Origin of the sequence: Nitrospina watsonii (genome assembly GCF_946900835.1) — a bacterium.
Taxonomy (GTDB): Bacteria; Nitrospinota; Nitrospinia; order Nitrospinales; family Nitrospinaceae; genus Nitrospina; species Nitrospina watsonii.
Genome location: NZ_OX336137.1, coordinates 1,362,321 through 1,385,440, shown reverse-complemented (window position 1 = coordinate 1,385,440; position 23,120 = coordinate 1,362,321). Strand labels below are relative to the sequence as shown.

The window sequence follows — 23,120 nt, the reverse complement described above, 5'->3', positions numbered from 1 at the left end:
GTGGCATGCGTTCATGGGTTTATAAATTCAAAACCACCCCACGATGGATTCGGTTCCTGTTTTTAACAGCGGCGCTGCTGTCCGCTCCTGTAGCGGTCTCGGCGGCGGACATCCGCGTAGCCGCTTCGGTGGACAACACCGAAATCACTCTGGAAGACGTGTTCAACCTGAAGGTCGTGGTGGAAGGAACCCAACAGGCGCCCGAACCGGAGCCCCCCACCCTGCCCGATTTCAAAATCCGTTCCGGCGGTCGCTCTTCATCGCTCCAGGTCATCAACGGACAACGCACCGCTTCGACCACGTTCAGCTATCAATTGATCCCGACGCAACCCGGCAACTTCACCATCGGCCCCTTCACCCTGAAGATCGACGGCAATCCCTACATCACCGCACCGATTCAAATCACTGTACGCAAGCAGGAATCTTCCGCACCGTCGGAGTCGGTGGTCTTCGCCGAAGTCTCAGTGCCGACGCACCAGCCCTACGTCAATGAGTTGTTGCCGTTGACGCTGAAAGTTTACCGCAAAGTCGATGTGCGCAATGTCAACGTGGAGCTGCCGCTGGACGCGTTCCGCAAGCAAGAACTGGGGCCGCCCAAGCAATACCATCGGGTGTTGAAAGGCGTGCGTTACGACGTGTATGAATGGAACATGGCGCTCTACCCGCTGCGGCCGGGCAAGGCCACCGTTCCCCCCGCACTCATCGAGCTCGATGTGGTCGAGCAAAAACCCTCGGAACGCAAACGGCCTCTCGATCCGTTTTTCAATGATCCATTTTTCCAAAGCCCGTTCTTCCAGAATCAGTATCAGTTGAAACACAAAATTCTGAGGACCGAGCCGATCGAACTCGACGTGCTGCCCCTGCCGGAGACCAACCGGCCCGATCCCTTTTCCAATCTGGTCGGTCAGTTCAAGATCGATGCGACGCTCAGCCGCACGCAACTGGACCAGGGCGACACCCTGACCCTGACGGTCACCGTTGAAGGCGAAGGCAACCCCCAGGACGCCGTCCTGCACCTGCCCGACGCGGGGGCCCTGTTTAAAGTGTACCCCGATCAACCCCAGTTCACGCGCAGCGGCGGGGACGACACCATTGCGGGCAAAAAAGTGTTCAAGTACGCGCTGGTGCCCTTGGCATCGGGAACCCTCACCTTCCCCGCGATCCGGCTGGCATACTTCGATCCCCGCGCGCACACGTATCGGACCGTTCACAGCGAACCGTTGAGCCTGACCGTGACGCCTGTCGAAAATGCGGCCTCCCTGCAAACCGTGGAACCGCAGACGGGCGCGCCCGATGTCCGCCCGTCGTTGCAGTCACCGGTCGAAGATATCAACCCCATCCACACGCGCAGGGAGGATTTCAGCGATCAGAGTACAGGCAGCGGCTTCTGGATCCCGGTGGCCCTCGGTTTGTTGCTGCCCCCGGCGGCGTTTTTGATTTTCGCCCGCCTCCACCGCCAGCGGCAACGGCTCCAGTTCGACACCGCCTACAAGCGCCGGGTGACCGCCTTCACACAGGCCGAACAACGCCTGAACCGGCTGGCGGCAGAGTGCAACGGGGATGACCGGAAAACAGTGCAGGAATTGTCGCAGATCGTGCGCGCCTACATCGGCGACCGGCTGAACCTGCAGGGCACCGCCTTCACCCCCGGCGAAGTCGAAGAGCAACTGCGGAATCGAAACTTTAAAGAAGAACAGATCACGGCAACGCGGCAGCTTCTTGATAAATACGAAATCCTGCAATACGCCGCCGGGCAGCATTCCGATCCCGAGACACTGCTGGCCGAGTCGCGGCGCCTGCTGGAAACACTCGAGGCTGCGTGATGCGTCATTCCGCTTTCAAACTATTCCTGTTCATGTGGATCGTGGCCTGCGGAGGGCCGGGCACTGTGAGCGCTGCAGACGATGCGGAGGCGGCAATCGAACAGGCCAACGCGCTGTACATGGAGAGCCGTTACGCCGATGCCATTGCAATGTATGAAACTTTGATCGCGGAAGGCTTCGACAACGGCTACCTCCATTACAACCTGGGCAACGCTTATTTTCGCGAAGGCCACCTGGGCCGCGCCATCCTCCATTACCTGAAAGCGCAGCAACGCCTGCCGCGAGACGAAAAGATTGAAGCCAACCTGTTGTTCGCGCTCCAGCAAACTGAAGACCGGATGAGCTGGCACGTCCCCGGTTTTTTGACCACGGTGTTCTTCTGGCTGAAAGACGTGACCCTGCGGGAACACTTGTGGGCCCTGTTGGCCGTCAACCTGGTGTTATGGATGACGCAGGCTTTCCGCGTTGTCCGCCGGACAGCCGGGACCCAGTTGGCACGCAACATCGCGCTCGGCGTGCTGGGCCTGGTCCTCATTTCCACGGTGGCGCGTGTGGCGTACGATAGCGGTCACCGTTATGCGGTGGTCCTTGCGGAAAACGTGGCGGTGTATGCCGAGAAGGGTTCAGAACAACCCATTTTGTTCCGGCTCCATGAAGGAGCGGCCGGTGTGATCACGAAGGAAGAAAGCGGGTGGTATCACATCATCCTGCCGGATGATTCCGCGGGGTGGGTCCGGATACAGGACAACCAGATTGGAACCTGACTTGTCGGCCCACCCAGCTCATCATCAATCGGTCTCGACTCCAGCCAGAAAGCCTTTGATCTGGGCCTTCTGCGTCGGAGTACCCCGTTCAAAGATTTTTACGAGACGGTGCACGGTGCGCTTGAAATCGTTGTCGGTCATCAGACGCACGACTTCCTTGAACGCGGAAACATCCTTGTCCACCGCATCCTTCTCCTTGATCATCTCTCCCGCACCGGTCAGCAACCAGCAGATGTTGACGTCGGTTTTCCGGCACAAGCCGGTGAGAGTGGTGGCCGAAGGCAACGATTTGTCGTTTTCCAGATCGGATAAAGAGCCCTGCGAAACATTGATGGTCGCAGCCAGATCCACCAACCGGAGAGACGACAGTTTTCTCCAGTAGCGCAGCCGCCCCCCCACAGACTCCATCTGCGGATTGCTCTCGGGACTCGGATTGTCTTTGCCAATTTTTTCAATCATCGGAAACCTCCTTGGTTTATCTTCAGCTCCTATTATTGAAAAAATTGGTCAAAATATGATGAAGACAATGCAACAATTATGTTACAAATCGGGCCATCAATATAGCTTTGCGGATATATCAGGCCCATGGATCAAATCAACCTGAAAAGGCGGGAGGTGCCTGTAAGCTCTAAATTTTAAAGCGGTATCCAATGCCCCGGATGGTTTCAATGTATTTGCCTGCCTCCTTCAGCTTGTTCCGAAGGCGTTGAATATGGGTATCAATAGTTCGGGAAAAGACACCTTCTCCATGCTCCCAAACGTGCTCCATCAGGTAATCCCGTGTTTTTACCTGGCCCAAATTGTCTAATAAGGAAGACAGAAGTTTGAATTCGGTAAGGGTCAATTGAATGACTTTATTTTTCACCCGAACCTCATGCTTTCCAAAGTCCACGGTGAGCGCACCATGGGTCAGGGAGTCGTTTCGGGCTTGCGAACCATAGACCCTTTTCAGGACATTGTTGACTCGTAATAAAAGTTCCTGGGAATTGAACGGTTTGGTGACGTAATCGTCCGCTCCGAACTCCAGGCCCAGGTTCCGGTCCACCTGCTCCTTGCGTCCGGAAAGAATGATGATGGGCAGATTCTGTGTGTCTTTATCTCCACGCAGACTGCGGCACACTTCAAGGCCGTTCTTTCCGGGAATGTTGATATCAAGCAGCACGAGGTCGGGGCAACGGGAGCGGATGATGGCTTCCGCCGACTCGCCATCGTCCGTCGAAATGATTTTGTACTTGTCCTGATCGATCTGCTGCTTGACCAGCGTCACGATGGACGGGTCGTCGTCAACCACGAGGATGGTGTAGCGTCGGAATCCTTTTTTGGCCTTACTGGGTTCGGTCATGCTCACTCACTTCCCGACAGGCTTCGGATCATCGCAGTGGACTCGCTTTCAAAAATTGCCAACACGTGATTCCGTTTCAAAACATATTCCTGCGATGCAGCACTGTTGTCGTGCGGACGCGGCGTCAGTGCATCCAGATAACGTTTCCACTTGATCATCATCGATCGGCGGAGTTCAACCGGGATGGTTCTCGAACTCAACACATTGTCCTCGATATCACACACCTTGATTTTTTTTGATTCCAGCGGCCAATCCTCGAACCGTTGCAGATAGTCGAGATGGGAAACATGCTCCGGCTTCGTCAAGTCATCGACAAGCTGCCGGACCTGGTAGCCGAACCAGCATTCGATGTCCTGCAACGTCACCCAGGTGTCTTCGACAAGATCATGACAGAGTGCGGCCAGCGCTCCATCGAGGGTTTTGTGTTGGAATTGAAGATACGCTTTGCAAACACGGCGGGGATGATAATAGAACAGTTCCCGGTCCGCCCCTTTTCGGAATTGTCCGGAGTGTGCCTGCTGAACGGTTTGAAACGCCTTTTTTATTTTCCCCAGGGCACCTGGCTCCACAAGCAGAATTCGATTCATGGCGTCACACGCCTTCCCGGGCAAAAAATTTCAAACAATCCTCGACGATCCAGTCCATGTGCGACAACAGGCCGTGGTCCGAATCCAGTTCAACCAGCGAGGCCCAGGAACGATCGGCTGCGAAATCACGCGATTGCTGAATCGGCACCGTGTCGTCGTGCACGCCATGCACGATGCGAGTTGGCAGAGACCGGTCCAGCACCCGCGTGTCCCACTTGCGGGCATCTTCAAATATCCCCGTATCCAACTCCAGCGGTCGATCGTAGCGGTAATGGTAAACCGTGATGGCAGCCGGCAGTCCGTTCACATCCGGGTAATCCCGCGCCACCCGCTCCTGCCAACGCTCCAGAAAATGAAAGCCGGGGCACATAAGGTACTGAGCCGCCACCTCTTGCCGCATCTGCGCCACCAGTGCCGCGAGATACCCCCCCATGCTGCTGCCAATCAAGCCGACTTTGGCATCGGAAAAAGTATTCAACACACCCGTAATTTTTTCAACCTGCCTAGAAATGGTGATTTTTCGGAAGTCCCCATCTTCGAGGTCCGGCACGATCAATTCCTTGCCCCGCTCACGGAAGCGTTGGGCGAAGGCGGTGGCTTTTTGGGAACCGGGGCTGGAGGCGAATCCATGACAATAAATGTAAACGGTTTTCATGGCAGGCGTCCTCAATCCCAGTCGCGCGGGGTCTCCAGCATGCGTTTCACCCAGGGCAGCAACAGGTAGGCGGGAAACGCGAGGAAAAAAGTCAGCGTGAAGTACGACGCATAGCCCATGGCCTCGGCCCCAAACCCGCCCGCCCATCCGGCAATGGAACGGCTGAATGCGAAGATCGACGACAACAACGCGTATTCCGAGGCCGAGCGTTTTTTGCTGACGATGGCCATCAGGAACGCCAGGAAGGCCGCCGACCCCAGCCCTCCGGTGAACGACTCCAGCACACTGGCGCCATACATCATGGCCTTGAACTGGAGGGCCATGGCGACCCCCTCTTGCGGCGGCGGGATGACTGCGGCCACTCCGGCATAGCCCAGGTTTGATAAAGCCTGCAACAGCCCCAGTACCCAGATGCCTTTGAAAATCCCAAAGCGGTCGGTGAACCAGCCGCCCACCAACCCGCCCACGATGGACAGGCCCAAACCGATGTTGACCGAAACCATGCCAATCTCGGTGGCGGAAAATCCCGCATCCACCCAGAAGGGCTTCACCATGAATCCCATGGATGTATCCGCCAGTTTGTAGATCAGGATAAAAATGATGACGGGAATGATGTACGGACGCTGGATCAACTCGAAAAACGCACCGAACATCGGGCCTTCATTCAGATCGTTGCGGACGGAGTTTTCACTGGTTCGGCGGCGGCCAGTCCAGTAATGACTGCCTGCAACCACGGCGATCCCAATGGAAGCCAGCGCCGGCCACAGATAGGGACGGTCGCCAGAAATTTCCAGCTTCATGTCAACGAGGCCGAACCCGATCACCCCCAGCACAAAAATCAGGGCCAGCGCATAAGGGTAACGCATGATCATCCTGAATTCCGCCAGCACGGACCGTTCCGAGCGCGTCTGGTAAGACTGCTCCGGCGGCGCCATCAAACACACGATGCCGCAGGCGACAAGGATCAGGGCTCCGGCAAGGTAGGTGGCGCTCCAGGACAGCCAGTCGGCGAGCACCAGAATGAAACCCGAAGCCAGCATGCCCACCCGGTACATGCCGTTGCGGATACCGTTGGCGAGACCCAGCTCGTCTTTGTTGAGCATCTCGATGGTGTAGGCATCGATGGCGATGTCGCTGGTCGCCGAAAAGATCGTGAACAGGCCGATGGCCAGCCACACCCAGGGACCGAAATCGAGGAGCACCGCAAACACCAGCATGACCGCGCCCATCAGCACGTCCATGAGAAAAATCCAACGGCGGTGGTGGCGTACATAATCCACCGCCGGCGCCCACAGAAACTTGAGCGTCCACGCCAGGCCGAGGAGGCTCATGAACCCGATCTGCCACAGATCCACCCCCTGCTGGCGCAGGTGGACGGGAAACACATCGTAAAACACGCCCAGCGGAAAACCCTCGGCGAAATACAGGATACCGACCCAGTACAACTTGTTTTTCAATAGTTTGGGATTATTTTCCATGCCCCCCCGCCAGCCGCCGTCGCGGATGCGTCTGCCTGCATTCAAAACCTGCGATCGTCCCATTTCCCCCTTGTTCAGAGGAAACCTCCCTTTATACTTTATCTACAGGGCGGCTGAATCCAAACAATGATTTTTTGATAAGAATTAAGGTATTCTAGCCGATAGGAAATCCGGGCAGGGAATGATGACACAAGAAAATTCGGTACAGCATTTAAAAGAACAGCTCAAAATCAAGAATCAGGAGCTGAAAAAGCAGGTCAGAGAAACGTCCCGAATCTCTGACAAAATGAACAACATTACCGTCCTAAACAAGGAAAAAGTCAATGAATTATTGAATTTAATCACTCAAAAGGAAAACGAGGTCAAAGAAGCGAAAGAAGCCGCGTGGGCCGCCCGCATGTCCAAGCGCGTCGGCGGCAGCACCCAAGCCGAAGGCAAGGAAGACTCCGAGCCGGAAATCGGGGAAATAGAATTAGAACCCGGCGAAATCGACCCTGGAATCGTCAAGGAGTTGGAAGAGGCCAAGGCCAATCTCAAAAACCTGAAAAGCCTCTATAAAGAAACGCGAGACGAGCTCAAGAAAATCAGCAACGACAAAGGCCTCCTGATCAAAGAAGTCAAACGCAACCGCAAGGAACTCGACCGGGTTAAAGACCTTAAGGACGAGGTCAATCGCCTCAAACAGGAAATCGATCTCAAATCCGGCGCTTCCTACCAGCAACTGGAACGGGAGATCACCCAGAAAGAAACCAAGATTGCAAAACTGGAACGCATCATCAAGGATGCCACCCAGGATCGGGAAGACGGCAAGCTGCCCGCCGAAATCATTTTTGAGCTGCGTATGGAGCTCAACGAACTGCTCCACGAAAAAGAAAAGCTCACCATCGAACTGGAGCAGAGCAAGGATTACAGCGAAGAGTTGGAGAGCAAGGTTCAAACTCTGGAAGACAAACAGGTTTCCCGCCAATTGGAAGGTCAGATCGCCCACGAGCACCGCGCCTCCTTCCGCACCTCGTTCGTTTCCATGGAAGGCTTTCTGGTCACCTACAGCGACATGATCACCCTGCTGCTGGCGATCTTTGTCATGTTGTTCACCATGTCCAATATCGACCAGAACAAGTTTGTGGAAGCCATTTCTTCGTTTCAGGAGAAGCAAGTACGGGTCACGTCCCACAACGTCCGCCTTTCGAGTCAGGAAGTCGAGATGCTCGCCCGCGTGCGGGAACTGGTGAAGGACAATGTCCATCCGGAAGAACTGGTGCGCGGCGATGTGAAAACCAAATTGATCCGGTTGAAGTCCGAGGAATTGTTTGGGCCGGGCCAGGCTACCTTGATCCCCGGCGCCGAAGAAACCATTTTTAACGCGATCAAGGACGAACTGACGCAGGGGGTCAAACAAATCCAGATTGAAGGGCATACGGACAACGTTCCCATCAATACCGAACAGTTTCCTTCCAACTGGGAACTCTCCACCTCGCGCGCGGCGCGGGTGGCGCGCTACCTGATCGAGGAACTCAAATTTCCTTCTGAATACATTGTGGTTTCCGGCTACGGCGAGTTTCGTCCGTTGAAACCCAATAACACCGATTCCAACCGGGCCATGAACCGGCGCGTTGAAATCAAGATTCTCAAAGACAAGGAAGTTTTGAAAGAAGAGAACGGCAAGCGGCAAAACGGCAAGACCAATTCCTCGGAATCGCAACCCATCAAAAAAACCTGATGCGGGTGCGCCACATCGGAGATTTGTGGAAACAGGCCGAATCCCGAAGAAATGCAAAAAGCCATTCTCATTTCAGGCTACTGAACTTATAATCAGGGATTGGACCCAACGAATCCGATTCCACTGAGGGGAATTTTTATGGCGGACAAGCCGACCGAAATTGCCAGCACACTGTTCAACAATCGCCAGCTTTTTCTGCGTTACAACCAGAACAACATCATTCGGATTGAACAAACTCTCTACCATGTGGACCGGTATGTCTTCACCCTCATTCCGCGGCTGGTTCATATCAATCAGGAAGGCCTTCCAGGATATATCCCCGGCGACGTGCCCTGCGGAATTCATAATTTCCGGCTGGATCACCGCACGCAACTGGCAGCAGAGATTCTGTTTCCGCACACGGTTTTTCGCGGCAATGAAAACGTCTCCCCCTTCATCCACACCATCCTGCTGATGGGCAGTTGCGGTTCCATCGCGCAAAGCCGCAAATCGGATTTGGACTACACGCTGTTGGTCAACAAACATAGCGTCTCCCCGGAACGCCTCGCCCTGTTCAAACAGAAATTGAACCTCATTGAAAAATGGGCGTGGACCCAGTACAACCTCGAGGTCCATTTTTTCATCAACGACATTCAGGAAGTCAAAAACAATATCTTTGGTGAAAGCGATACAGAGAGCACCGGCTCTGCTCTCGCCAAGCTGCTCAAGGAAGAAATGTACCGAACCGCGGTCATCACCGCCGGCAAGCTGCCCTTCTGGTGGATCGTACCTCTCAAAACCGACGACGAACAATACGAAACGTATCTGGAACTGCTGCGGTCCGGAAAAACGCTGCTCAGCGCCAACGATTTCGTGGACATCGGCAATGTGGATGACATCTCCCAGGGAGAATTTTTCGGCGGCTGCATCTGGACCCTCATCAAGTCCTTCAAAGCCCCCTTCAAAACCCTGCTGAAGATGGGATTGCTTGAGGAATATATGTTCGGCGACACCCGTTTCAACCTGCTCTGTCACGAAATCAAGAAAAAAGTATTCGGCGGCACGTTGTTTGACGACATCGATACCTACGTCGCCATGTATGAACGGGTCGAACGTTTCTTTAAAAACCAGAAAGACGACAACGCATTGGACGCTCTGAAAACCTCGTTCGTGCTGAAGGTGGGAACCAAAGTCTCCGGCGAAGAACTCGTTAAAGGCAGCCCCGATCCCCGCAAACGAACCCTGATCAATATTTTCAATTCATGGGACTGGGAACCGGAAAAGCTTGAAACCATCAATTCCTACTTCAACTGGCAGATGCTCGACAAGGTCGCCCTGGGAAGCCGTATCAACAAAATCCTGATGGCCAGTTACAAAAACATTTCCGAGGCCAACAAAGCCTCCGGTGAAGAAAGTCTGATTTCAGAACGCGACACGCACCTTCTCGGGCGCAAGTTGTTCAGCTTTTACCGTCCCAGCCAGAATAAAGTGGAAAACCTGTTTGCGCTGGTCGATGGCGACACCGGAGAAAAAGAGCTGACCTTCATGCTCCATCGTCTCAACCCAAAAGACAACGGAGAATGGTACCTCATGCGCGGAAAAACCCTGGCTTTTCTGGAACACATTCCCAGGCAACAGATTCTCAAGAAAGCCTCGTCGCTGCAATTCCTGGTTGCCTTCACCTGTTTCAACAGTCTGTTCCGCAACGACACCGTGCTGCTGTTGCGCGCAGAGCAACAGTCCATCAAGGACTACGACCTGAAGCTGCTGCTGGAAGACCTGTCTTCCTTCATGTCCCAGGTTTCGGTGGCCTCGATCCCCAATGAAGACCTGCTCAGCAATGCCAAGCTGAAGCAGTTGTTCATGATCGTGGATTTTGGCAATCCCATCCCGCGTGAAGTCACGCTGGGGGATCTGCACGATTGTAAAACACCGAAAGACTACGCCGAATTCATGAACCGGAAGCTGGAGCGCATAACCAGCACCACCGCAATCTATCTCACCACCTGGGGCGAGTTGTACTGCAAAACCTATGTCGGAAACAACTGCATGAACCGTTGTCTCGCGGAACTGCGGTCCATGACCCCAAATTGGGAGATCGTCCAGGATGAATTTCTTAAGTTTTTCGTGCCGGGCAGCCGAAAAGAAAAGACAGATTTCAGCTGGTTGGCCCGCTACATCCTGAAAACGCTGACCTTCAAAAAAGGCAAAGCGGCGACCCATGAATACAAGGCCGGTTCCGCGGAAAAAAATCCCGAGGGTCCTTCCGATGGGGGTTCCCGGGAGTTCGAAGAATCCGGATCGAAACCTTTTTCTTTCTGATATCCAATAACTGAAACGACACTTCAATGGCCACTGCGGTAAAAGAATCTGAAACAATTTCTGGACTGGTTGACGGCAGACGCGTTCAACCGGACTCCACCATCGATATCGGTACCATCCTTGGCACCATGATCGGCGTGGCTCTCATCGCCTGGGCCATCGTGCGGGGCGGCAATCCGGAAACTTTTTTGAATCTCAACGCGGTCCTGATCGTGTTCGGCGGCACCATCGCCACCTCCTTCATCGCCTACCCTTCAAGCAAAATCATCAGCCTGATTGGCGTCATCATCAACGCCTACCGGCCGGACAACCAGGGGCCCGCCACCGCCATCGAACAGATCATGCAGTTGGCCACCAAGTATCGGACAGGCGGCATCAAGCGCCTCAAGAATGAAGAGGAACATGTGGAAAACCGGTTTCTGAAAACCGGCATCGGCATGATTGTGGACGGCTACAACTCGCGCGAGATCCATGAAATCCTGGACCGGGAAATGAACTCGATGATCGAACGGCATCAGCGAAGCCAGAAAATCCTCCAGTTCATGGCCGTGCAGTCGCCGATTTTTGGCATGGGCGGCACCCTGATCGGCCTCGTGCAGATGCTCATGCACATCGACAATCCAGATTCGATCGGCCCGTCTCTGGCCACCGCGCTCATCACCACGTTTTATGGGATCATGCTCGCCAACCTGATCATCACTCCGGTGGTGGCGAAACTCAATCATCGTACGGAGAGCGAGGCCCTGCTCTGCAAAATCATCCGCGTCGGCATTATGGGAATCCATGACCGGACCAATCCCCAGAAGATTCGACGCAATATGAACGCACTGCTGTCTCCAGAAGAACAAAAATAATGTCAAATATTGACGAATTATTACAACTGACGCTCACCAGCAAATGCCAGGACGGCGTCAACTTCAGCCAGTACGACCTGAAGGGCATCAGCCTCAACGGCATCACCTTCATCTTCGGCGTGCTCGATGAGGTCAACCTGGAAAAAGCCGAGCTGATCGATCTCACCTTCACCCAGGCCACGCTCAACGATTCCAACTTTTACAAGGCCCGCATCAAGAACGTCGATTTTGGCAACGCCAATCTCAGCAATGCCAATTTTGAGGAGGCCACACTGGTCGATTGTGTTTTCAAAAACACGTCTCTCCAAAACGCCAACTTTTCCATGGCCAACCTGAAGGGATGCATGTTCCGGGGCAGCAACCTGAATCACGTTAATTTTTCCACCAGCAAACTGCAAAACTGTGATTTTTCATTTGCACGGATGATGTACAGTTACTACCGCTCGGCGGAAATCAATTCCTGCCGCATGAACGGCGTCAATGCACGCGGCTCGGACTTTGGGTTTGCCAAGTTCCGCGAAACCGATCTGCGCAGCGCCATCTTCAAATACTCGGATTTCAACTCCGTCACCTTTCGCGAATCCAAACTGTCGTTCGCCAACTTCATCGGCTCGGAAATGAAGGACGCCGTCTGCAAGGACAACGAGATGGAAGAGGTCAACATGGAAGGCACCGACCTGACCTACGCCAACTTTGAAAAATCAAACATGCGCAACGCCTTCCTGCTGGAAGCCAACCTGCACGGCACCAACTTCAGCCAGACGAACCTCAAAAACGCCTACCTGGTGGACGCCAACATTTCAAAGGCGCTGCTGAAAGACGCCGTACTGGAAAATACCATTCTGGAATAACCCTCCGCCGCACACTTCCGCGTTTCCACGTTCCGGCCCGGCTTGTATAATCGGGACATGGCCGAATATTTTCTCATCCTGCATTTTCTGTTCATCCTGTACATGATCGTCGGCTTCGTGGTGGGACTGGCAATCAACCATCGCGGGTTCCGCTTTGTGCACGCCGGCTTGCTGGCTTTCGTCAGCACACTCATGATCCTGGGCATCCCCTGCCCGCTCACGATTCTGGAGGAACATTTTTCGTCGGCGGATTATGAAGGATCGTTCCTCGCGGTCTGGCTGAACCGCATCATCTATCTCGAATGGTTCGATCCCGGCGTGGTTTTTGTGGGGGACATGACCTTTGCCATGCTGGTGTTTTCCTCATTTTTCTGGCGACCGTTGCCGCCCAGGCAATGAGGAGAGCGGGAGGGGTTGTCTGGCGGATTCGGTGACGGCTAATCGTCGGCGCCGGGTTCGGGCAGGAAGGGGCTCACGCAACGGAAGCCGACGTTTTCGAAATATTCGCCGGGCTTCACTTCCGAACGATGGAACACGTAACGGTGCTCATCCAGAAAGTAATGGCCGCCTTGCTGGAACCCATTGCCGCGCAGCACCTTCAACTCTTCACCGAATTTTTTAAACTGAAAGTCGTTGCCCGGATAAGCCCGGTACCAATCGAGCGTCCATTCCATGACGTTTCCCGCCATGTCAAACGCCTGATAGGGACTGAGGTCGCGGGGAAAACTGCCGACGGGCATCAACTCGCGGGGGCCGTCGAGGCCAATGTTGCCGATGCCGGGCTCATACTCATTGCCCCATGGGTACAGCCGACCGTCGGTGCCGCGCGCGGCTTTCTCCCATTGCGCTTCGGTGGGCAGCGATTTGCCCGCCCACATCGCGTACGCCAGCGCTTCGCCCCAGGTGATGTTGGTCACCGGCAGGTCGCCCGCCTCCGGCAGGAAGGTGCCGTTCACCCAGTTCGCCGGAAACTCATGAAACTGCGCGGCGTCGATGAACTGCTTGTACTCGCGGTTGGTGACTTCGTACTTGTCGATATAGTACGCGTCCAGATACACCCTGTGGCTCGGTTGCTGGTCGCGGAACAACGGTTTGACCGCACCGATCTTGAGATGTTTGTTTTCGGGATCGGTCATGTCGGTGCCCATGACAAACTCCCCCGCCGGCACCAGCACCATTTCCTTGCCATCCACCTCCGAAATCAGGGCCGCAGGCAGAGGCCCGTCTCCCGCCACACCGCAATCGCAGTCCTCCCTGGCGCAGGCGCTGAACAAGATAAGGCAGGCCAGAGCCCAACCCAGGGAATGCGGGAAACGGGATGTCATGAATGGGAGTGGTTTCAAAATGGGGGAATGAAGGACCGCAGCCTGTCAGATCTCGTCGTCCTCGTCTTCATCTTCTTCCTCATCCTCACCGCTGATGGAAGCCTGCAATTCATCTTCTTCCGCCTGCGTCATGAGGGCCTGAATGTCCTGAAACCCCGAAGCCAGCCGCTGGATATTGATGAGGAGGTTCACCAGTTCCCCATCTTCCATTTCCTTGATGCCAGCCACCAGGGATCCGCGTTCATCGTCTCCGTATTGCTCATCAAACCGATCAAAACAGGAGAGGATCTTATCCTTGCAATGAACCAAATCATAAAAATAGGTCTGCACTTCAATTTTTGCCATGACCGATGCTCCATCCCTTCCAATCAACGATTAATGGCGCGCCCTTGCTGTGGGCGGCTCTACAGCTCAGAATTCTTGAGGCACAAAATAGCACACAACCCGCCTCCCCCGGCAACGGAAAATCGGGGAGCCCCCCGGACGGTGCGGGAAGAGGCGCGGCGGATATCCCTTCTCCCGGCGGATCGCGCCTAAAATGTGTTGCACCATTGAAATCATTGATATTAATATAAAAAGGCTATTTTCGGGGCTCGTCCCAGACGGCCCCGTTGGAACAGCAACCGTTAACTTGAGTGAGATTGACGAGGTAAGCCGTGGCTGAAGGAGAACGTTTTGTGGACAACGGGGACGGAACCGTCACCGACACCAAGTACAAACTGATGTGGTTGAAAGAGGACTATTACCAACGCAAGGGCAAATGGTGCAGTTGGAAAGGAGCCAATAAATACGTCGAGCTCATGAACGAGAAGAAGTTCGCAGGCTACACCGACTGGCGTCTGCCCAAAAGCCAGGACTGCCGCAACCTCTACGACCACGAATCCAAAAACTACGATTTCAACGACGATATCGTTCATATCGACTACGCATTCCCGGAAGGGTGCGGCTTCACCTACTGGTGCCAGGAAGAAAGCGGCCACAACGCCATGGCCTATAATTTTTACAGCGACCGGGGGTATCAGATCCGCAAGACGTCGAAAGAGGATTCGTTCATGTCCTGCCGCCCCGTGCGCTCGACCGGAAAGGCCAAAGCATCGAAACGCGTTTCCACCACCGGTCGCACGCGCAGAGAATGAGACACCGGCTTCGAGCCGTCATCTTTAATCGGAGTTCACCATTTCAAAACCCGTGGGCACACCTCCCTCGGCGAACGGTCTCGGTCTGCACCGTTCCACCCGGGCGGAAATCGATCTGGACGCGTTCCGCCACAACGTCCGCATCCTGCGCCAAACCCTGAAGCCCGGAGTGCGCCTGATGGCCGTGGTCAAGGCCGACGCCTACGGACACGGTGCGCTGCCCTGTGCCGGCGCCGCCATGGAAGCGGGAGCCGATGTGCTCGGTGTCGGCATCATCGCCGAGGGCCTCGAACTGCGCCGCTGCGGGGTCGAAGCCCCCATCCATGTTTTGATTGGCATCCTGCCCGACGAAATCGACGACCTGCTGCATCACAACCTGTCCACCACCCTGTGCACCCGGCCGCTGGCGGAAGCCCTCGCCAAACGGGCGGCGGCATTGAACCAAAGCGCCGACATCCATATCAAGGTGGACACCGGCATGGGACGTTTGGGCGTGAGTTGGGAAGAACTGCCCGCGTTTTTGGAATTCATCCGAGGATTGAAAACCCTGAACGTGTGTTCCGTGTTCACCCACCTGTCCTCTGCCGACGAAGACGCCGACTACACGCACCGGCAACTGCAACGCATGGACCAGGCACTGCAGAGCCTGCACCAGCGGGGCCTGCCTTGCCCACCCGTGCATTGCGACAACAGCGCCGGGCTGCTGAACTTCCCCGAAAGCCAGCACGACATGGTGCGCCTCGGCATCGCCCTGTATGGCGTGACGCCGCCCGCACTGCCGGAGCAGCCCGCGAGAACGGTGCCCACGCTCCGTTCCGTCATGCACTGGAAAACACGGGTGCTGCGCATCAATCCGCTGCCCGCCAACTCGTATCTGAGTTATGGCCGCCGTTTTGTTACCGAGCGCGACAGCCGGATCGCGGTCCTCCCGGTGGGCTACGCCGACGGCCTCAGCCGTTCGCTGTCCGGAAACATGGACGTGCTCGTCGGCGGCCGGCGCGCCCCGCAGGTCGGGGCCATCTGCATGGACATGTGCCTGGTGGATGTGACGGACTTGCCACCCGTGCAGGAAGGGGATGAAGTGGTGCTGTTCGGCAGGCAGGGAGAGGCTGCCATCACCGTGGAAGAAATGTCCGCGCGCGACGACACCATTCCTTACGAAACCCTGTGCAGCGTTGGCAAACGGGTGCCGCGCGTTTATATTCCCTGATCGTTGCGTTCCTTCCAGGCCCGGCCGCAGATCGATTCGATGCGCGCGACGCCGTGCGCCACACACCATTCCTTCAGGCCGTCGATGATTTTCATGGTGACGCGCGGATCGAAGTAGTTGGCCGTGCCCACCTGCACCGCCGACGCTCCCGCCATCATGTACTCAACCGCATCCTCCGCCGTGCGAATGCCGCCGATACCGAAAATCGGAATGCCCACCACCTGCGCCGTCTGATACACCATGTTGAGGGCGATCGGCTTGATGGCCGGTCCCGACAAGCCGCCGGTGCCGTTGGCATTGCCAAGGTAAGGTTTCCCGGTCTCCGCATCCAGCACCATGCCGACGCAGGTATTGACCAGGGACAACGCATCCGCGCCCGCCGCCTCCGCCGCCCGCGCCGTCACGGTGATGTCGGTGACGTTGGGCGACAGCTTGACGATGAGAAACTTGCCGGTGGCGCGGCGTGTCGCCGCTACCACCTTTTCCACCGTTTTGGGATCGGAGCTGAACTGCACCCCACCCTCCTCCACGTTCGGGCAGGAAATGTTCATCTCCAGGGCATCGACGCGTTCCAGCGTGGACAACGCCCGCGCCATCTCTTCATACTCGTGGACCGTGTCGCCGAAGAAGTTGCACACCACCCGGCAGGAAACCATTTGCAGGTGTGGCAGCTTTTCATCGCGGAAGCGCTCGAATCCGACATTTTCGAGTCCGATCGAGTTCAGCATCCCCGATGCGGTTTCCACCACGCGCGGCGCCGGGTTGCCGAGACGCGGTTTCAACGAGAGTCCTTTGGCGCAGAATCCGCCCAACCGATTCAGGTCCACGAACGGCGCAAACTCCAGCCCGTAACCGAACGTTCCGGAAGCGGCGAGCACAGGATTGGCCAGCGAAAATGCGCCCAGATTGACAGAAAGATCGACCGCGGAACCCATAAGATGATTTATTAAAATTTGTTTAAATAAAGGGTCGCCTGAATTCCAAAAACGTGTTATTTTTCAATCAGTTTTGCTTGACAGGCTGTAAAATGCTGTATATACTCAATTTTGACTTTTAAAGGGGATGTGGTCGTCGCATCCGTTTCCGGTCTGCAACGCATTCTACAGTAGCAGATTTGCCGGTTTTTCGCACGGATTTACTCTTTCCCTTCGCCCGCACCCGCATCCTCATACATTCACGTTCACTCCTTTTGGAACGGAAAGAATCATGTCGCGACCCAGTTTATTCGCCGAACCAAAACAGACCGAAAACGCCGACAAAAAATTCCTCAAACGCATCGATGAACTCATCGATGAATCGGAAATTGAAGCCATGGCTGAAATCGACAAACAAATTCGTTACAAAAACGCGAAGTTTGCCCTGATCGCGCTCATCGCCGTCGCGCTGGCGGCCCTGCTTTACCTCGGCATTGAGAATGAATCGCTGCCGGACCTGCCGGGCCAGGACCAGACGGCTGCCGTCGGGCCGGAACAGGCACTGCCTGAGAGCCTTGCACCTCTTAAAGAAAACAGCGCGAAGGCAGACGCTCTGAAAGAGACGCCTCCGGTAACGGCTGAAACGTCCAAAGAGACGACGCTGGAAGATGCGGAACAGAAAGCCGTGACGGCCATCAGCGAAGCGCTCACATCACTGGACACGTCCAAAACACAGACCCCATCCACCGAACAGCCGGTGGAAAAGGCGCCTGTGAAACCGAAAGCCACCGCTCCGGAACCCAAGGCCGAATCCAAATCCAACGGACTTCCTGCCAACCCGCCGGCAGGCAACTACTTCGTACAGGTCGGCGCATTTTCGGTGAAAGCCAACGCCGACCGCATGGTCAAAAAACTGAACGGCGCCGGCTTGCCGACGCAAGTCTCCCAAGTCTCTGGAAAATCTTCCAGGCACACTCTCATCATCGGCGGCTTCACGTCTCCGGACGGCGCCCAATTTCTGATGAAGGAACTCAAAACCAAAGGTCATTCTCCCAATCTGGTGCCGGGCAACGATGGCAACTACGCCATTTTGCTGTATCAATCTTCAACCCGTTCGAATGCGGAATCCATGAAGGATAAGCTGGGTGAGGAAGGCATTTTCACGCAGATAGAGAAAATGGAAGTCAGCACGTCGATCCACGTGATCCGCGTCGGCGGCTTCGCTTCCAAGGATCTGGCGGCCCGCTACCAGAAGGAAATCGCCAGGATCGGCTACCCCAAAACCCTTATCCGTAAAGTCACCCAACCTGCCGGATAACCGGGTCCTCGTTTTTCGACTTACTGATTCAACGCCTTTCAGGAAATTCCGGTTCCGCCGGATTTTCCTGAAAGGTTTTTTTCTGCCTGCCGACTCAACACATGAATTAAGGCTTTTTCCCAGCGCTTAAAAAACATACTCTTATGGGGATATCATTTTTCCTTATCCAACAGGACGTCTTTTCTCGGAGACATGTATGAACAAAATGGCACCCGCAGTTGTGGTTGCGATACTGGTCTGGGCAGTTCCCTTTTTCGCGCTGTCTCATGAAGGCGCGAACGACAAAGCCGATTCCCACTCAATGGGAAAAACAAAGTCCGGTTTTGAAGAAGGCAGCGGTTCTTCCGTGCTAACCAGCCCCGGTCACGAATACAAGGAAGGCAATTCGCAGGGCAGTATGAAGTCCGGCCACATGGACGAAGGCAGCAGCGGCATGACGGATCACAAAACCGCTCCCAGGCAGACCGGCCACGAAGAAGGTTCGTCCGGAATGAAATCGATGAAAATGAAACACAAAACCGAAGACCGCGACGACAGTCATTGATCCACAGGTCGCTGCACCTCCCCTGGCAGCGACCTGGAAATTCCGGGGTTTCTCCTCCTCTTGGCCCCGGTTTTTCCTTTGCTTCTTTCATTTCTATTTTCTTTGTTCTGCGAACCTGATACCTTCCTGAATTGGTTCACCTCCGCGCACGCAACCCACAACGCATTGAATTCAACCCATGATTCTTGACATCATCCTGATCGTGGGAGGCTTGGTCCTCCTGTACTACGGCGGCGACCTGCTGATCGGCGGCTGCCTGCGCATCGCCCAGCATTACCGGGTCAGCCCCTTCGTCATCGGGGCCACGGTGATGGGATTCGGCACCTCGGCGCCGGAGTTGGCGGTCAGTTTGCTGGCAGTGCTGGAGGGCTCGCCGGAAGTCGCCATGGGCAACGTGGTGGGCAGCAACATTGCCAACGTCGGGCTGGTTCTCGGCATCACCGCCCTGTTGGTGCCGGTGACCATCGCCAAGGCCCGGTTTCGGCTGGAAGCCCTGCCGCTGCTCATCGCCACCTTCCTGTTGACGTGGCTGGCCTGGGATCAGGTGCTGGTGCGCTGGGAGGGGCTGCTGTTCCTGCTCGGCATCGGCCTCTATATCGCCCGCGCCTTGCAGGACAAAGAAGAGTCTCTGCTCCAGTTCGAAGACGAGATGAAGTGGTTCCGCGGCAAACCGGTCGCTTTTCAGTTTGTGTTGATCGTCATCGGGCTGGCGTTGCTGGTGGCGGGGGCGCGCGGCATGGTGGTGGGCGGTGTCAGCATTGCGCGGACGTTCGGCATCAGTGAATGGTTCATCGGCATCACCATCATCGCCGTCGGCACCAGTCTGCCGGAGATCGTCTCGTCCACCCTATCCGCGCTGCGCGGTCACGGCGAAATGGCGCTGGGCAACGTGTTCGGCAGCAACATCTTCAACATCTTCATGGTGCTGGGGGCGACCGCCTCCATCGACGTGTTGGCGATTCAGGAACCCATCCATGCCGACCTGATCTTCACCACCGCCCTCACCTGCCTGCTGCTCGTGCTGATCAGCCTGAAACATCAGTTGGGCAAAGTAGCGGGCGGGGTGCTGCTCATCTGCTATACGTCCTACATCGCGGCCAAGGGCTTCAACGTTTTTTAAACAAAGCTCGCGAAAACGGCAACGGCCGGTCAGCCGGAAAACAACTGCCGGAAGAAGTTGCCGACACCCGAGCCCGTGGAAGCATCGGCCTTGTCTTGATCCCTGGAAACCTTCTCGGCGGAAGTCTTGTCGGACGGCATGGTTTGGACCGCCGCGCCATTTTTTGCAGGCGGCACCGGCTCCTTCGCAGCGGGTTCCGGCACGTGCGGCTTGGACTGGTAGGTGGGTTTCGACAGCATTTTGCAGCGCCCGTCGAAATTGGACCCTTCTTCCACAACCAGCTGGAAGGCCGTGATGTCTCCCGTCAGATGGCTTTTTTCAACCAGAACCACCTTATTGCCGGCCACGACATCGCCTTGAATGGAGCCCCGGTTGGTCAGGTGCCCGGCCTCGATATTGCCGAGGACATTGCCCGACTCACCGACAATGAGATGATCGGTGGCAAACACCTGCCCCTCCACGCGGCCCTCCACCAAAATCACTCCCCTGGCGCGCAACACGCCCTTCAGGGTGACTCCCTTTTGGATGAATGAATCCATTCCTTTAAATCCTTTCCTTGACCATAATCCAAATGAGAGCCAGTTTAATGGTTTATAAATTAAATAGTTAGTGATTTTTTTCGGATGCGGGACCCCGGTAAGGCGGGAACGTTGCTAAAATGCGAAATTCCTGATATTTTACCACTTCTATTTTTTCAGTCCCATCCCAGTTACCCATCCCAACGGAGAATTCAATGAAGCGAAACGACGGACGGACTCCCAGCCAGATGAGACCGGTCAGCATCAAGAAGCATTTCATCAAGCACGCCGAAGGATCCGTCCTCATCACCGTGGGGGAGACCAAAGTGATTTGCACCGCCAGCGTGGAGGAAAAAGTGCCGCCGTTTCTGCGGGATAAGGGACAGGGTTGGGTGACGGCCGAGTATTCCATGCTGCCGCGCTCCACCCACACGCGTTCCCAACGGGAAGCGACACGCGGCAAAGTAGGCGGTCGCACCATGGAAATCCAGCGGCTGATCGGGCGTTCCCTGCGCACCGTGGTCGATCTGGAAAAACTGGGAGAACGCACCATCTGGGTGGATTGCGACGTCATCCAGGCCGATGGCGGCACCCGCACCGCATCCATCACCGGCGCCTTCGTGGCGGTTTGCCTGGCGCTCAAGCACCTGCAGAAAAACAAGCTGCTCGACACCATCCCTATCAAGGATTTCGTCGCCGCCACCAGCGTCGGCATGCTGGATGACCAGAAGCTGCTGGACCTGGATTACAGCGAGGATTCCACGGCCAGCGTGGATTTCAATGTGGTCAAAACGGGCAAAGGGCATTTTATCGAAATTCAGGGAACGGCAGAGCGTGACCCCTTTTCCGATAAGGACATGCAGGACATGCTGACGCTTGCGGGCAAGGGCATCCGCGACCTGATCGACCTTCAGCAGAAGACCATCGGCAAGCTGGATTGACGGCGCCGTTTCACCTCCCTGCCGGAGCGGCCACACCCTGTGGAGACCCGCCTCGTGGCGGCATCCCGATGCAATTCAAAAGGTCAAACAATACAAATATATAGAAATAAATAACCGATTTTGTTACCATATGCTCCCAATTACCCTGAATCTCATACCCAAACAACATAATTCCGGAATCAGGAAATCCATGCAACATACCATCTCAGTCCTCGTTAACAACAAATTCGGAGTGCTTTCCCGGATCTCCGGTTTGTTCAGTGGTCGCGGCTTCAACATCGAAAGCCTGAACGTTGCCGAAACCAACGAGCCCAACATTTCCCGAATGACGATTGTCACGCGTGGCGACGATAAAAAGATCGAACAGATCACCAAACAGCTCAACAAACTGGTGGATATCATCAAAGTGGTGGACCTCACCGAGGAAAGCTTCATCGATCGGGAAATGCTGTTGCTCAAAATGAACGCCGAACCGAAAAACCGCGAAGAGATCTTGCGCATTGTGGAAATTTTTCGGGCCAAGGTGGTGGACGTCAGTTCCTCCACGTACACCATCGAAATCACCGGTGACGAGGGCAAACTGCGCGGCTTCATGGAATTGTTGCGTCCTTTGGGTATTAAAGAAATGGTGCGGTCCGGACGCATCGCCCTCGGCCGCGGAATGCGATCGATCAACTGAAAATTCATTCTTAGCGAATAGGAGTGACACTTGTCGAAGATTTATTACAACAAAGATGCAGATATAAAAGAGATCAAAAAGAAAACCGTTGCCATCATCGGCTACGGCAGCCAGGGGCACGCGCATGCCCGCAACCTGCACGACAGTGGCATCAAGGTGGTCGTCGGACTGCGCAAGGAGAGCCGCTTCTGGGACCGCGCCAAAAAAGACGGATTGAAAGTGATGACCGTGCCGGAAGCATCCAAAGCCGCCGACATCATCATGATTCTGGTGCCGGACGATAAACAGCGGGCGCTTTACGAAAACGAGATCCTGCCGCACCTGAAAAAAGGCGACGCCATTGCTTTCGGTCACGGCTTCAACATTCACTTCGGGCAGGTGGTGCCGCCCGATTTCGTGGACGTGTTCATGATCGCGCCAAAGGGTCCCGGTCACCTGGTGCGCCGCACTTTCGAACAGGGTGCCGGGGTGCCGTGCCTCATGGCCATCGAGCAGGACGTTTCCAAGAAGGCCAAGAAGGTGGCGCTGGCCTACGCCAAGGGCATCGGCGGCACCCGCGCCGGCGTTCTGGAAACCAGCTTCCGCGAAGAAACCGAAACCGATCTGTTCGGCGAACAGGTGGTGTTGTGCGGCGGCGTGACGGAGCTCATCCGCGCCGGATTCGATACGCTGGTCGATGCCGGATACAATCCCGACCTCGCCTACTTCGAATGCCTGCACGAGTTGAAACTGATCGTCGATCTGGTTTACGAAGGCGGCATCGGCAACATGCGCTATTCCATCAGCACCACGGCAGCGTATGGCGACGTGACCCGCGGACCGCGCATCATCACCGAGGAAACGCGCAAAGAAATGAAAAAAATCCTCGGCGAAATCCAAAGCGGACAGTTCGCCAAGGAATTCATCGTGGAAAACCAGGCCAATCGCCCCGTGTACAATGCCTTGCTTAAGAAAGACGCAAACCATATGATAGAAGAAGTCGGTGAGCGCCTGCGCGGCATGATGCCCTTTGTCGGCAAGAAGCTGGACTGAGGGCGGAC

24 protein-coding genes are annotated in these 23,120 nt (G+C 55.5%); 15 read left to right on the top strand and 9 right to left on the bottom strand.

Translation table 11 applies throughout. The features are described 5' to 3' along the window. Positions 1–5: 5 nt before the first annotated feature. Together QML71_RS06355 and QML71_RS06350 are read left to right on the top strand one after the other, a co-directional pair. The gene (locus QML71_RS06355) at positions 6–1,823 is read left to right on the top strand and encodes a BatD family protein (RefSeq protein ID WP_282011077.1); all 1,818 of its coding nucleotides are present in this window, start codon (positions 6–8) and stop codon (positions 1,821–1,823) included. Further along, positions 1,823–2,587 (top strand): tetratricopeptide repeat protein, encoded by a 765-nt coding sequence (locus QML71_RS06350; protein WP_282011076.1) that lies wholly within the window; start codon positions 1,823–1,825, stop codon positions 2,585–2,587. The genes QML71_RS06355 and QML71_RS06350 overlap by 1 nt, the downstream gene beginning before the upstream one ends. A gap of 24 nt (positions 2,588–2,611) precedes the next feature. Here QML71_RS06350 and QML71_RS06345 read toward each other — a convergent pair whose 3' ends face one another. The 5 genes from QML71_RS06345 to QML71_RS06325 all read right to left on the bottom strand — a co-directional run bounded on the left by QML71_RS06345 (position 2,612) and on the right by QML71_RS06325 (position 6,712). After that, positions 2,612–3,046, bottom strand: a complete 435-nt coding sequence (locus tag QML71_RS06345) for a helix-turn-helix domain-containing protein (RefSeq protein ID WP_282011075.1) — start codon at positions 3,044–3,046, stop codon at positions 2,612–2,614. A gap of 169 nt (positions 3,047–3,215) precedes the next feature. Then, complete coding sequence (locus QML71_RS06340) at positions 3,216–3,929, bottom strand: response regulator transcription factor (RefSeq protein WP_282011074.1); 714 nt, start codon at positions 3,927–3,929, stop codon at positions 3,216–3,218. 2 nt (positions 3,930–3,931) lie between these two features. Further along, entirely contained in the window at positions 3,932–4,516 is a 585-nt protein-coding gene (locus tag QML71_RS06335; RefSeq protein WP_282011073.1) for a hypothetical protein, read from the bottom strand. A gap of 4 nt (positions 4,517–4,520) precedes the next feature. After that, complete coding sequence (locus QML71_RS06330) at positions 4,521–5,171, bottom strand: YqiA/YcfP family alpha/beta fold hydrolase (RefSeq protein WP_282011072.1); 651 nt, start codon at positions 5,169–5,171, stop codon at positions 4,521–4,523. 11 nt (positions 5,172–5,182) lie between these two features. Next, positions 5,183–6,712, bottom strand: coding sequence for an MFS transporter (locus QML71_RS06325; protein ID WP_282011071.1), 1,530 nt, complete (start codon positions 6,710–6,712; stop codon positions 5,183–5,185). 223 nt (positions 6,713–6,935) lie between these two features. Here QML71_RS06325 and QML71_RS06320 point away from each other — a divergent pair, with 223 nt between their 5' ends. The 5 genes from QML71_RS06320 to QML71_RS06300 all read left to right on the top strand — a co-directional run bounded on the left by QML71_RS06320 (position 6,936) and on the right by QML71_RS06300 (position 12,774). After that, entirely contained in the window at positions 6,936–8,369 is a 1,434-nt protein-coding gene (locus QML71_RS06320; protein ID WP_282011070.1) for an OmpA family protein, read from the top strand. Between the two features lie 138 nt (positions 8,370–8,507). Further along, a complete protein-coding gene (locus tag QML71_RS06315; RefSeq protein WP_282011069.1) occupies positions 8,508–10,670 on the top strand; it encodes a class I adenylate cyclase domain-containing protein in 2,163 nt (720 codons plus the stop codon). A gap of 26 nt (positions 10,671–10,696) precedes the next feature. Beyond that, positions 10,697–11,524 (top strand): motility protein A, encoded by an 828-nt coding sequence (locus QML71_RS06310; protein WP_282011068.1) that lies wholly within the window; start codon positions 10,697–10,699, stop codon positions 11,522–11,524. Further along, positions 11,524–12,375, top strand: a complete 852-nt coding sequence (locus QML71_RS06305; protein ID WP_282011067.1) for a pentapeptide repeat-containing protein — start codon at positions 11,524–11,526, stop codon at positions 12,373–12,375. Before QML71_RS06310 ends, QML71_RS06305 begins: the two co-directional genes overlap by 1 nt. A gap of 57 nt (positions 12,376–12,432) precedes the next feature. After that, the gene (locus QML71_RS06300; protein WP_282011066.1) at positions 12,433–12,774 is read left to right on the top strand and encodes a DUF2784 family protein; all 342 of its coding nucleotides are present in this window, start codon (positions 12,433–12,435) and stop codon (positions 12,772–12,774) included. Between the two features lie 38 nt (positions 12,775–12,812). Here QML71_RS06300 and QML71_RS06295 read toward each other — a convergent pair whose 3' ends face one another. Next, positions 12,813–13,700, bottom strand: a complete 888-nt coding sequence (locus tag QML71_RS06295; RefSeq protein WP_282011065.1) for a formylglycine-generating enzyme family protein — start codon at positions 13,698–13,700, stop codon at positions 12,813–12,815. 45 nt (positions 13,701–13,745) lie between these two features. Further along, positions 13,746–14,045: a hypothetical protein gene (locus QML71_RS06290; protein ID WP_282011064.1), complete on the bottom strand. Its 300-nt coding sequence runs from the start codon at positions 14,043–14,045 to the stop codon at positions 13,746–13,748. 311 nt (positions 14,046–14,356) lie between these two features. On the opposite strand from QML71_RS06290, the gene QML71_RS06285 reads away from it, so the two are divergent. Together QML71_RS06285 and alr are read left to right on the top strand one after the other, a co-directional pair. After that, entirely contained in the window at positions 14,357–14,836 is a 480-nt protein-coding gene (locus tag QML71_RS06285; protein WP_282011063.1) for an Lcl C-terminal domain-containing protein, read from the top strand. Between the two features lie 52 nt (positions 14,837–14,888). Beyond that, positions 14,889–16,046: an alanine racemase gene (gene alr / locus QML71_RS06280; RefSeq protein ID WP_282011062.1), complete on the top strand. Its 1,158-nt coding sequence runs from the start codon at positions 14,889–14,891 to the stop codon at positions 16,044–16,046. Here alr and QML71_RS06275 read toward each other — a convergent pair. Next, positions 16,034–16,981 (bottom strand): dihydroorotate dehydrogenase, encoded by a 948-nt coding sequence (locus tag QML71_RS06275; RefSeq protein ID WP_282011061.1) that lies wholly within the window; start codon positions 16,979–16,981, stop codon positions 16,034–16,036. The two genes, alr and QML71_RS06275, sit on opposite strands and share 13 nt — an antisense overlap. A gap of 271 nt (positions 16,982–17,252) precedes the next feature. Between QML71_RS06275 and QML71_RS06270 the strand changes: the two genes are divergently transcribed. The 3 genes from QML71_RS06270 to QML71_RS06260 all read left to right on the top strand — a co-directional run bounded on the left by QML71_RS06270 (position 17,253) and on the right by QML71_RS06260 (position 19,942). Further along, entirely contained in the window at positions 17,253–18,278 is a 1,026-nt protein-coding gene (locus QML71_RS06270; protein ID WP_282011060.1) for an SPOR domain-containing protein, read from the top strand. A gap of 301 nt (positions 18,279–18,579) precedes the next feature. After that, positions 18,580–18,822, top strand: a complete 243-nt coding sequence (locus QML71_RS06265) for a hypothetical protein (RefSeq protein WP_282011059.1) — start codon at positions 18,580–18,582, stop codon at positions 18,820–18,822. Positions 18,823–19,000: 178 nt separating this feature from the next. Next, positions 19,001–19,942, top strand: a complete 942-nt coding sequence (locus QML71_RS06260) for a calcium/sodium antiporter (protein WP_282011058.1) — start codon at positions 19,001–19,003, stop codon at positions 19,940–19,942. Positions 19,943–19,971: 29 nt separating this feature from the next. Here the strand turns inward: QML71_RS06260 and QML71_RS06255 are convergent, their stop codons facing one another. Further along, entirely contained in the window at positions 19,972–20,481 is a 510-nt protein-coding gene (locus QML71_RS06255) for a bactofilin family protein (RefSeq protein ID WP_282011057.1), read from the bottom strand. Positions 20,482–20,675: 194 nt separating this feature from the next. Between QML71_RS06255 and rph the strand changes: the two genes are divergently transcribed. From rph to ilvC, 3 genes are all read left to right on the top strand, one after another. After that, a complete protein-coding gene (rph, locus tag QML71_RS06250; RefSeq protein ID WP_282011056.1) occupies positions 20,676–21,401 on the top strand; it encodes a ribonuclease PH in 726 nt (241 codons plus the stop codon). Between the two features lie 190 nt (positions 21,402–21,591). Continuing rightward, on the top strand, positions 21,592–22,080 hold the full coding sequence (ilvN, locus tag QML71_RS06245; protein ID WP_282011055.1) for an acetolactate synthase small subunit: 489 nt from the start codon (positions 21,592–21,594) through the stop codon (positions 22,078–22,080). Between the two features lie 30 nt (positions 22,081–22,110). Next, complete coding sequence (ilvC, locus tag QML71_RS06240) at positions 22,111–23,112, top strand: ketol-acid reductoisomerase (protein WP_282011054.1); 1,002 nt, start codon at positions 22,111–22,113, stop codon at positions 23,110–23,112. Positions 23,113–23,120: the final 8 nt, after the last annotated feature.

Excerpts from the sequence above, each read along its gene's own strand:
- QML71_RS06355 (WP_282011077.1), top strand. The coding sequence starts at position 6 with ATGCGTTCATGGGTTTATAAATTCAAAACCACCCCACGATGGATTCGG.
- QML71_RS06350 (WP_282011076.1), top strand. The coding sequence starts at position 1,823 with ATGCGTCATTCCGCTTTCAAACTATTCCTGTTCATGTGGATCGTGGCC.
- QML71_RS06345 (WP_282011075.1), bottom strand. The coding sequence starts at position 3,046 with ATGATTGAAAAAATTGGCAAAGACAATCCGAGTCCCGAGAGCAATCCG.
- QML71_RS06340 (WP_282011074.1), bottom strand. The coding sequence starts at position 3,929 with ATGACCGAACCCAGTAAGGCCAAAAAAGGATTCCGACGCTACACCATC.
- QML71_RS06335 (WP_282011073.1), bottom strand. The coding sequence starts at position 4,516 with ATGAATCGAATTCTGCTTGTGGAGCCAGGTGCCCTGGGGAAAATAAAA.
- QML71_RS06330 (WP_282011072.1), bottom strand. The coding sequence starts at position 5,171 with ATGAAAACCGTTTACATTTATTGTCATGGATTCGCCTCCAGCCCCGGT.
- QML71_RS06325 (WP_282011071.1), bottom strand. The coding sequence starts at position 6,712 with ATGGGACGATCGCAGGTTTTGAATGCAGGCAGACGCATCCGCGACGGC.
- QML71_RS06320 (WP_282011070.1), top strand. The coding sequence starts at position 6,936 with ATGAACAACATTACCGTCCTAAACAAGGAAAAAGTCAATGAATTATTG.
- QML71_RS06315 (WP_282011069.1), top strand. The coding sequence starts at position 8,508 with ATGGCGGACAAGCCGACCGAAATTGCCAGCACACTGTTCAACAATCGC.
- QML71_RS06310 (WP_282011068.1), top strand. The coding sequence starts at position 10,697 with ATGGCCACTGCGGTAAAAGAATCTGAAACAATTTCTGGACTGGTTGAC.
- QML71_RS06305 (WP_282011067.1), top strand. The coding sequence starts at position 11,524 with ATGTCAAATATTGACGAATTATTACAACTGACGCTCACCAGCAAATGC.
- QML71_RS06300 (WP_282011066.1), top strand. The coding sequence starts at position 12,433 with ATGGCCGAATATTTTCTCATCCTGCATTTTCTGTTCATCCTGTACATG.
- QML71_RS06295 (WP_282011065.1), bottom strand. The coding sequence starts at position 13,700 with ATGACATCCCGTTTCCCGCATTCCCTGGGTTGGGCTCTGGCCTGCCTT.
- QML71_RS06290 (WP_282011064.1), bottom strand. The coding sequence starts at position 14,045 with ATGGCAAAAATTGAAGTGCAGACCTATTTTTATGATTTGGTTCATTGC.
- QML71_RS06275 (WP_282011061.1), bottom strand. The coding sequence starts at position 16,981 with ATGGGTTCCGCGGTCGATCTTTCTGTCAATCTGGGCGCATTTTCGCTG.
- QML71_RS06270 (WP_282011060.1), top strand. The coding sequence starts at position 17,253 with ATGTCGCGACCCAGTTTATTCGCCGAACCAAAACAGACCGAAAACGCC.
- QML71_RS06265 (WP_282011059.1), top strand. The coding sequence starts at position 18,580 with ATGGGAAAAACAAAGTCCGGTTTTGAAGAAGGCAGCGGTTCTTCCGTG.
- QML71_RS06260 (WP_282011058.1), top strand. The coding sequence starts at position 19,001 with ATGATTCTTGACATCATCCTGATCGTGGGAGGCTTGGTCCTCCTGTAC.
- QML71_RS06255 (WP_282011057.1), bottom strand. The coding sequence starts at position 20,481 with ATGGATTCATTCATCCAAAAGGGAGTCACCCTGAAGGGCGTGTTGCGC.
- rph (WP_282011056.1), top strand. The coding sequence starts at position 20,676 with ATGAAGCGAAACGACGGACGGACTCCCAGCCAGATGAGACCGGTCAGC.
- ilvN (WP_282011055.1), top strand. The coding sequence starts at position 21,592 with ATGCAACATACCATCTCAGTCCTCGTTAACAACAAATTCGGAGTGCTT.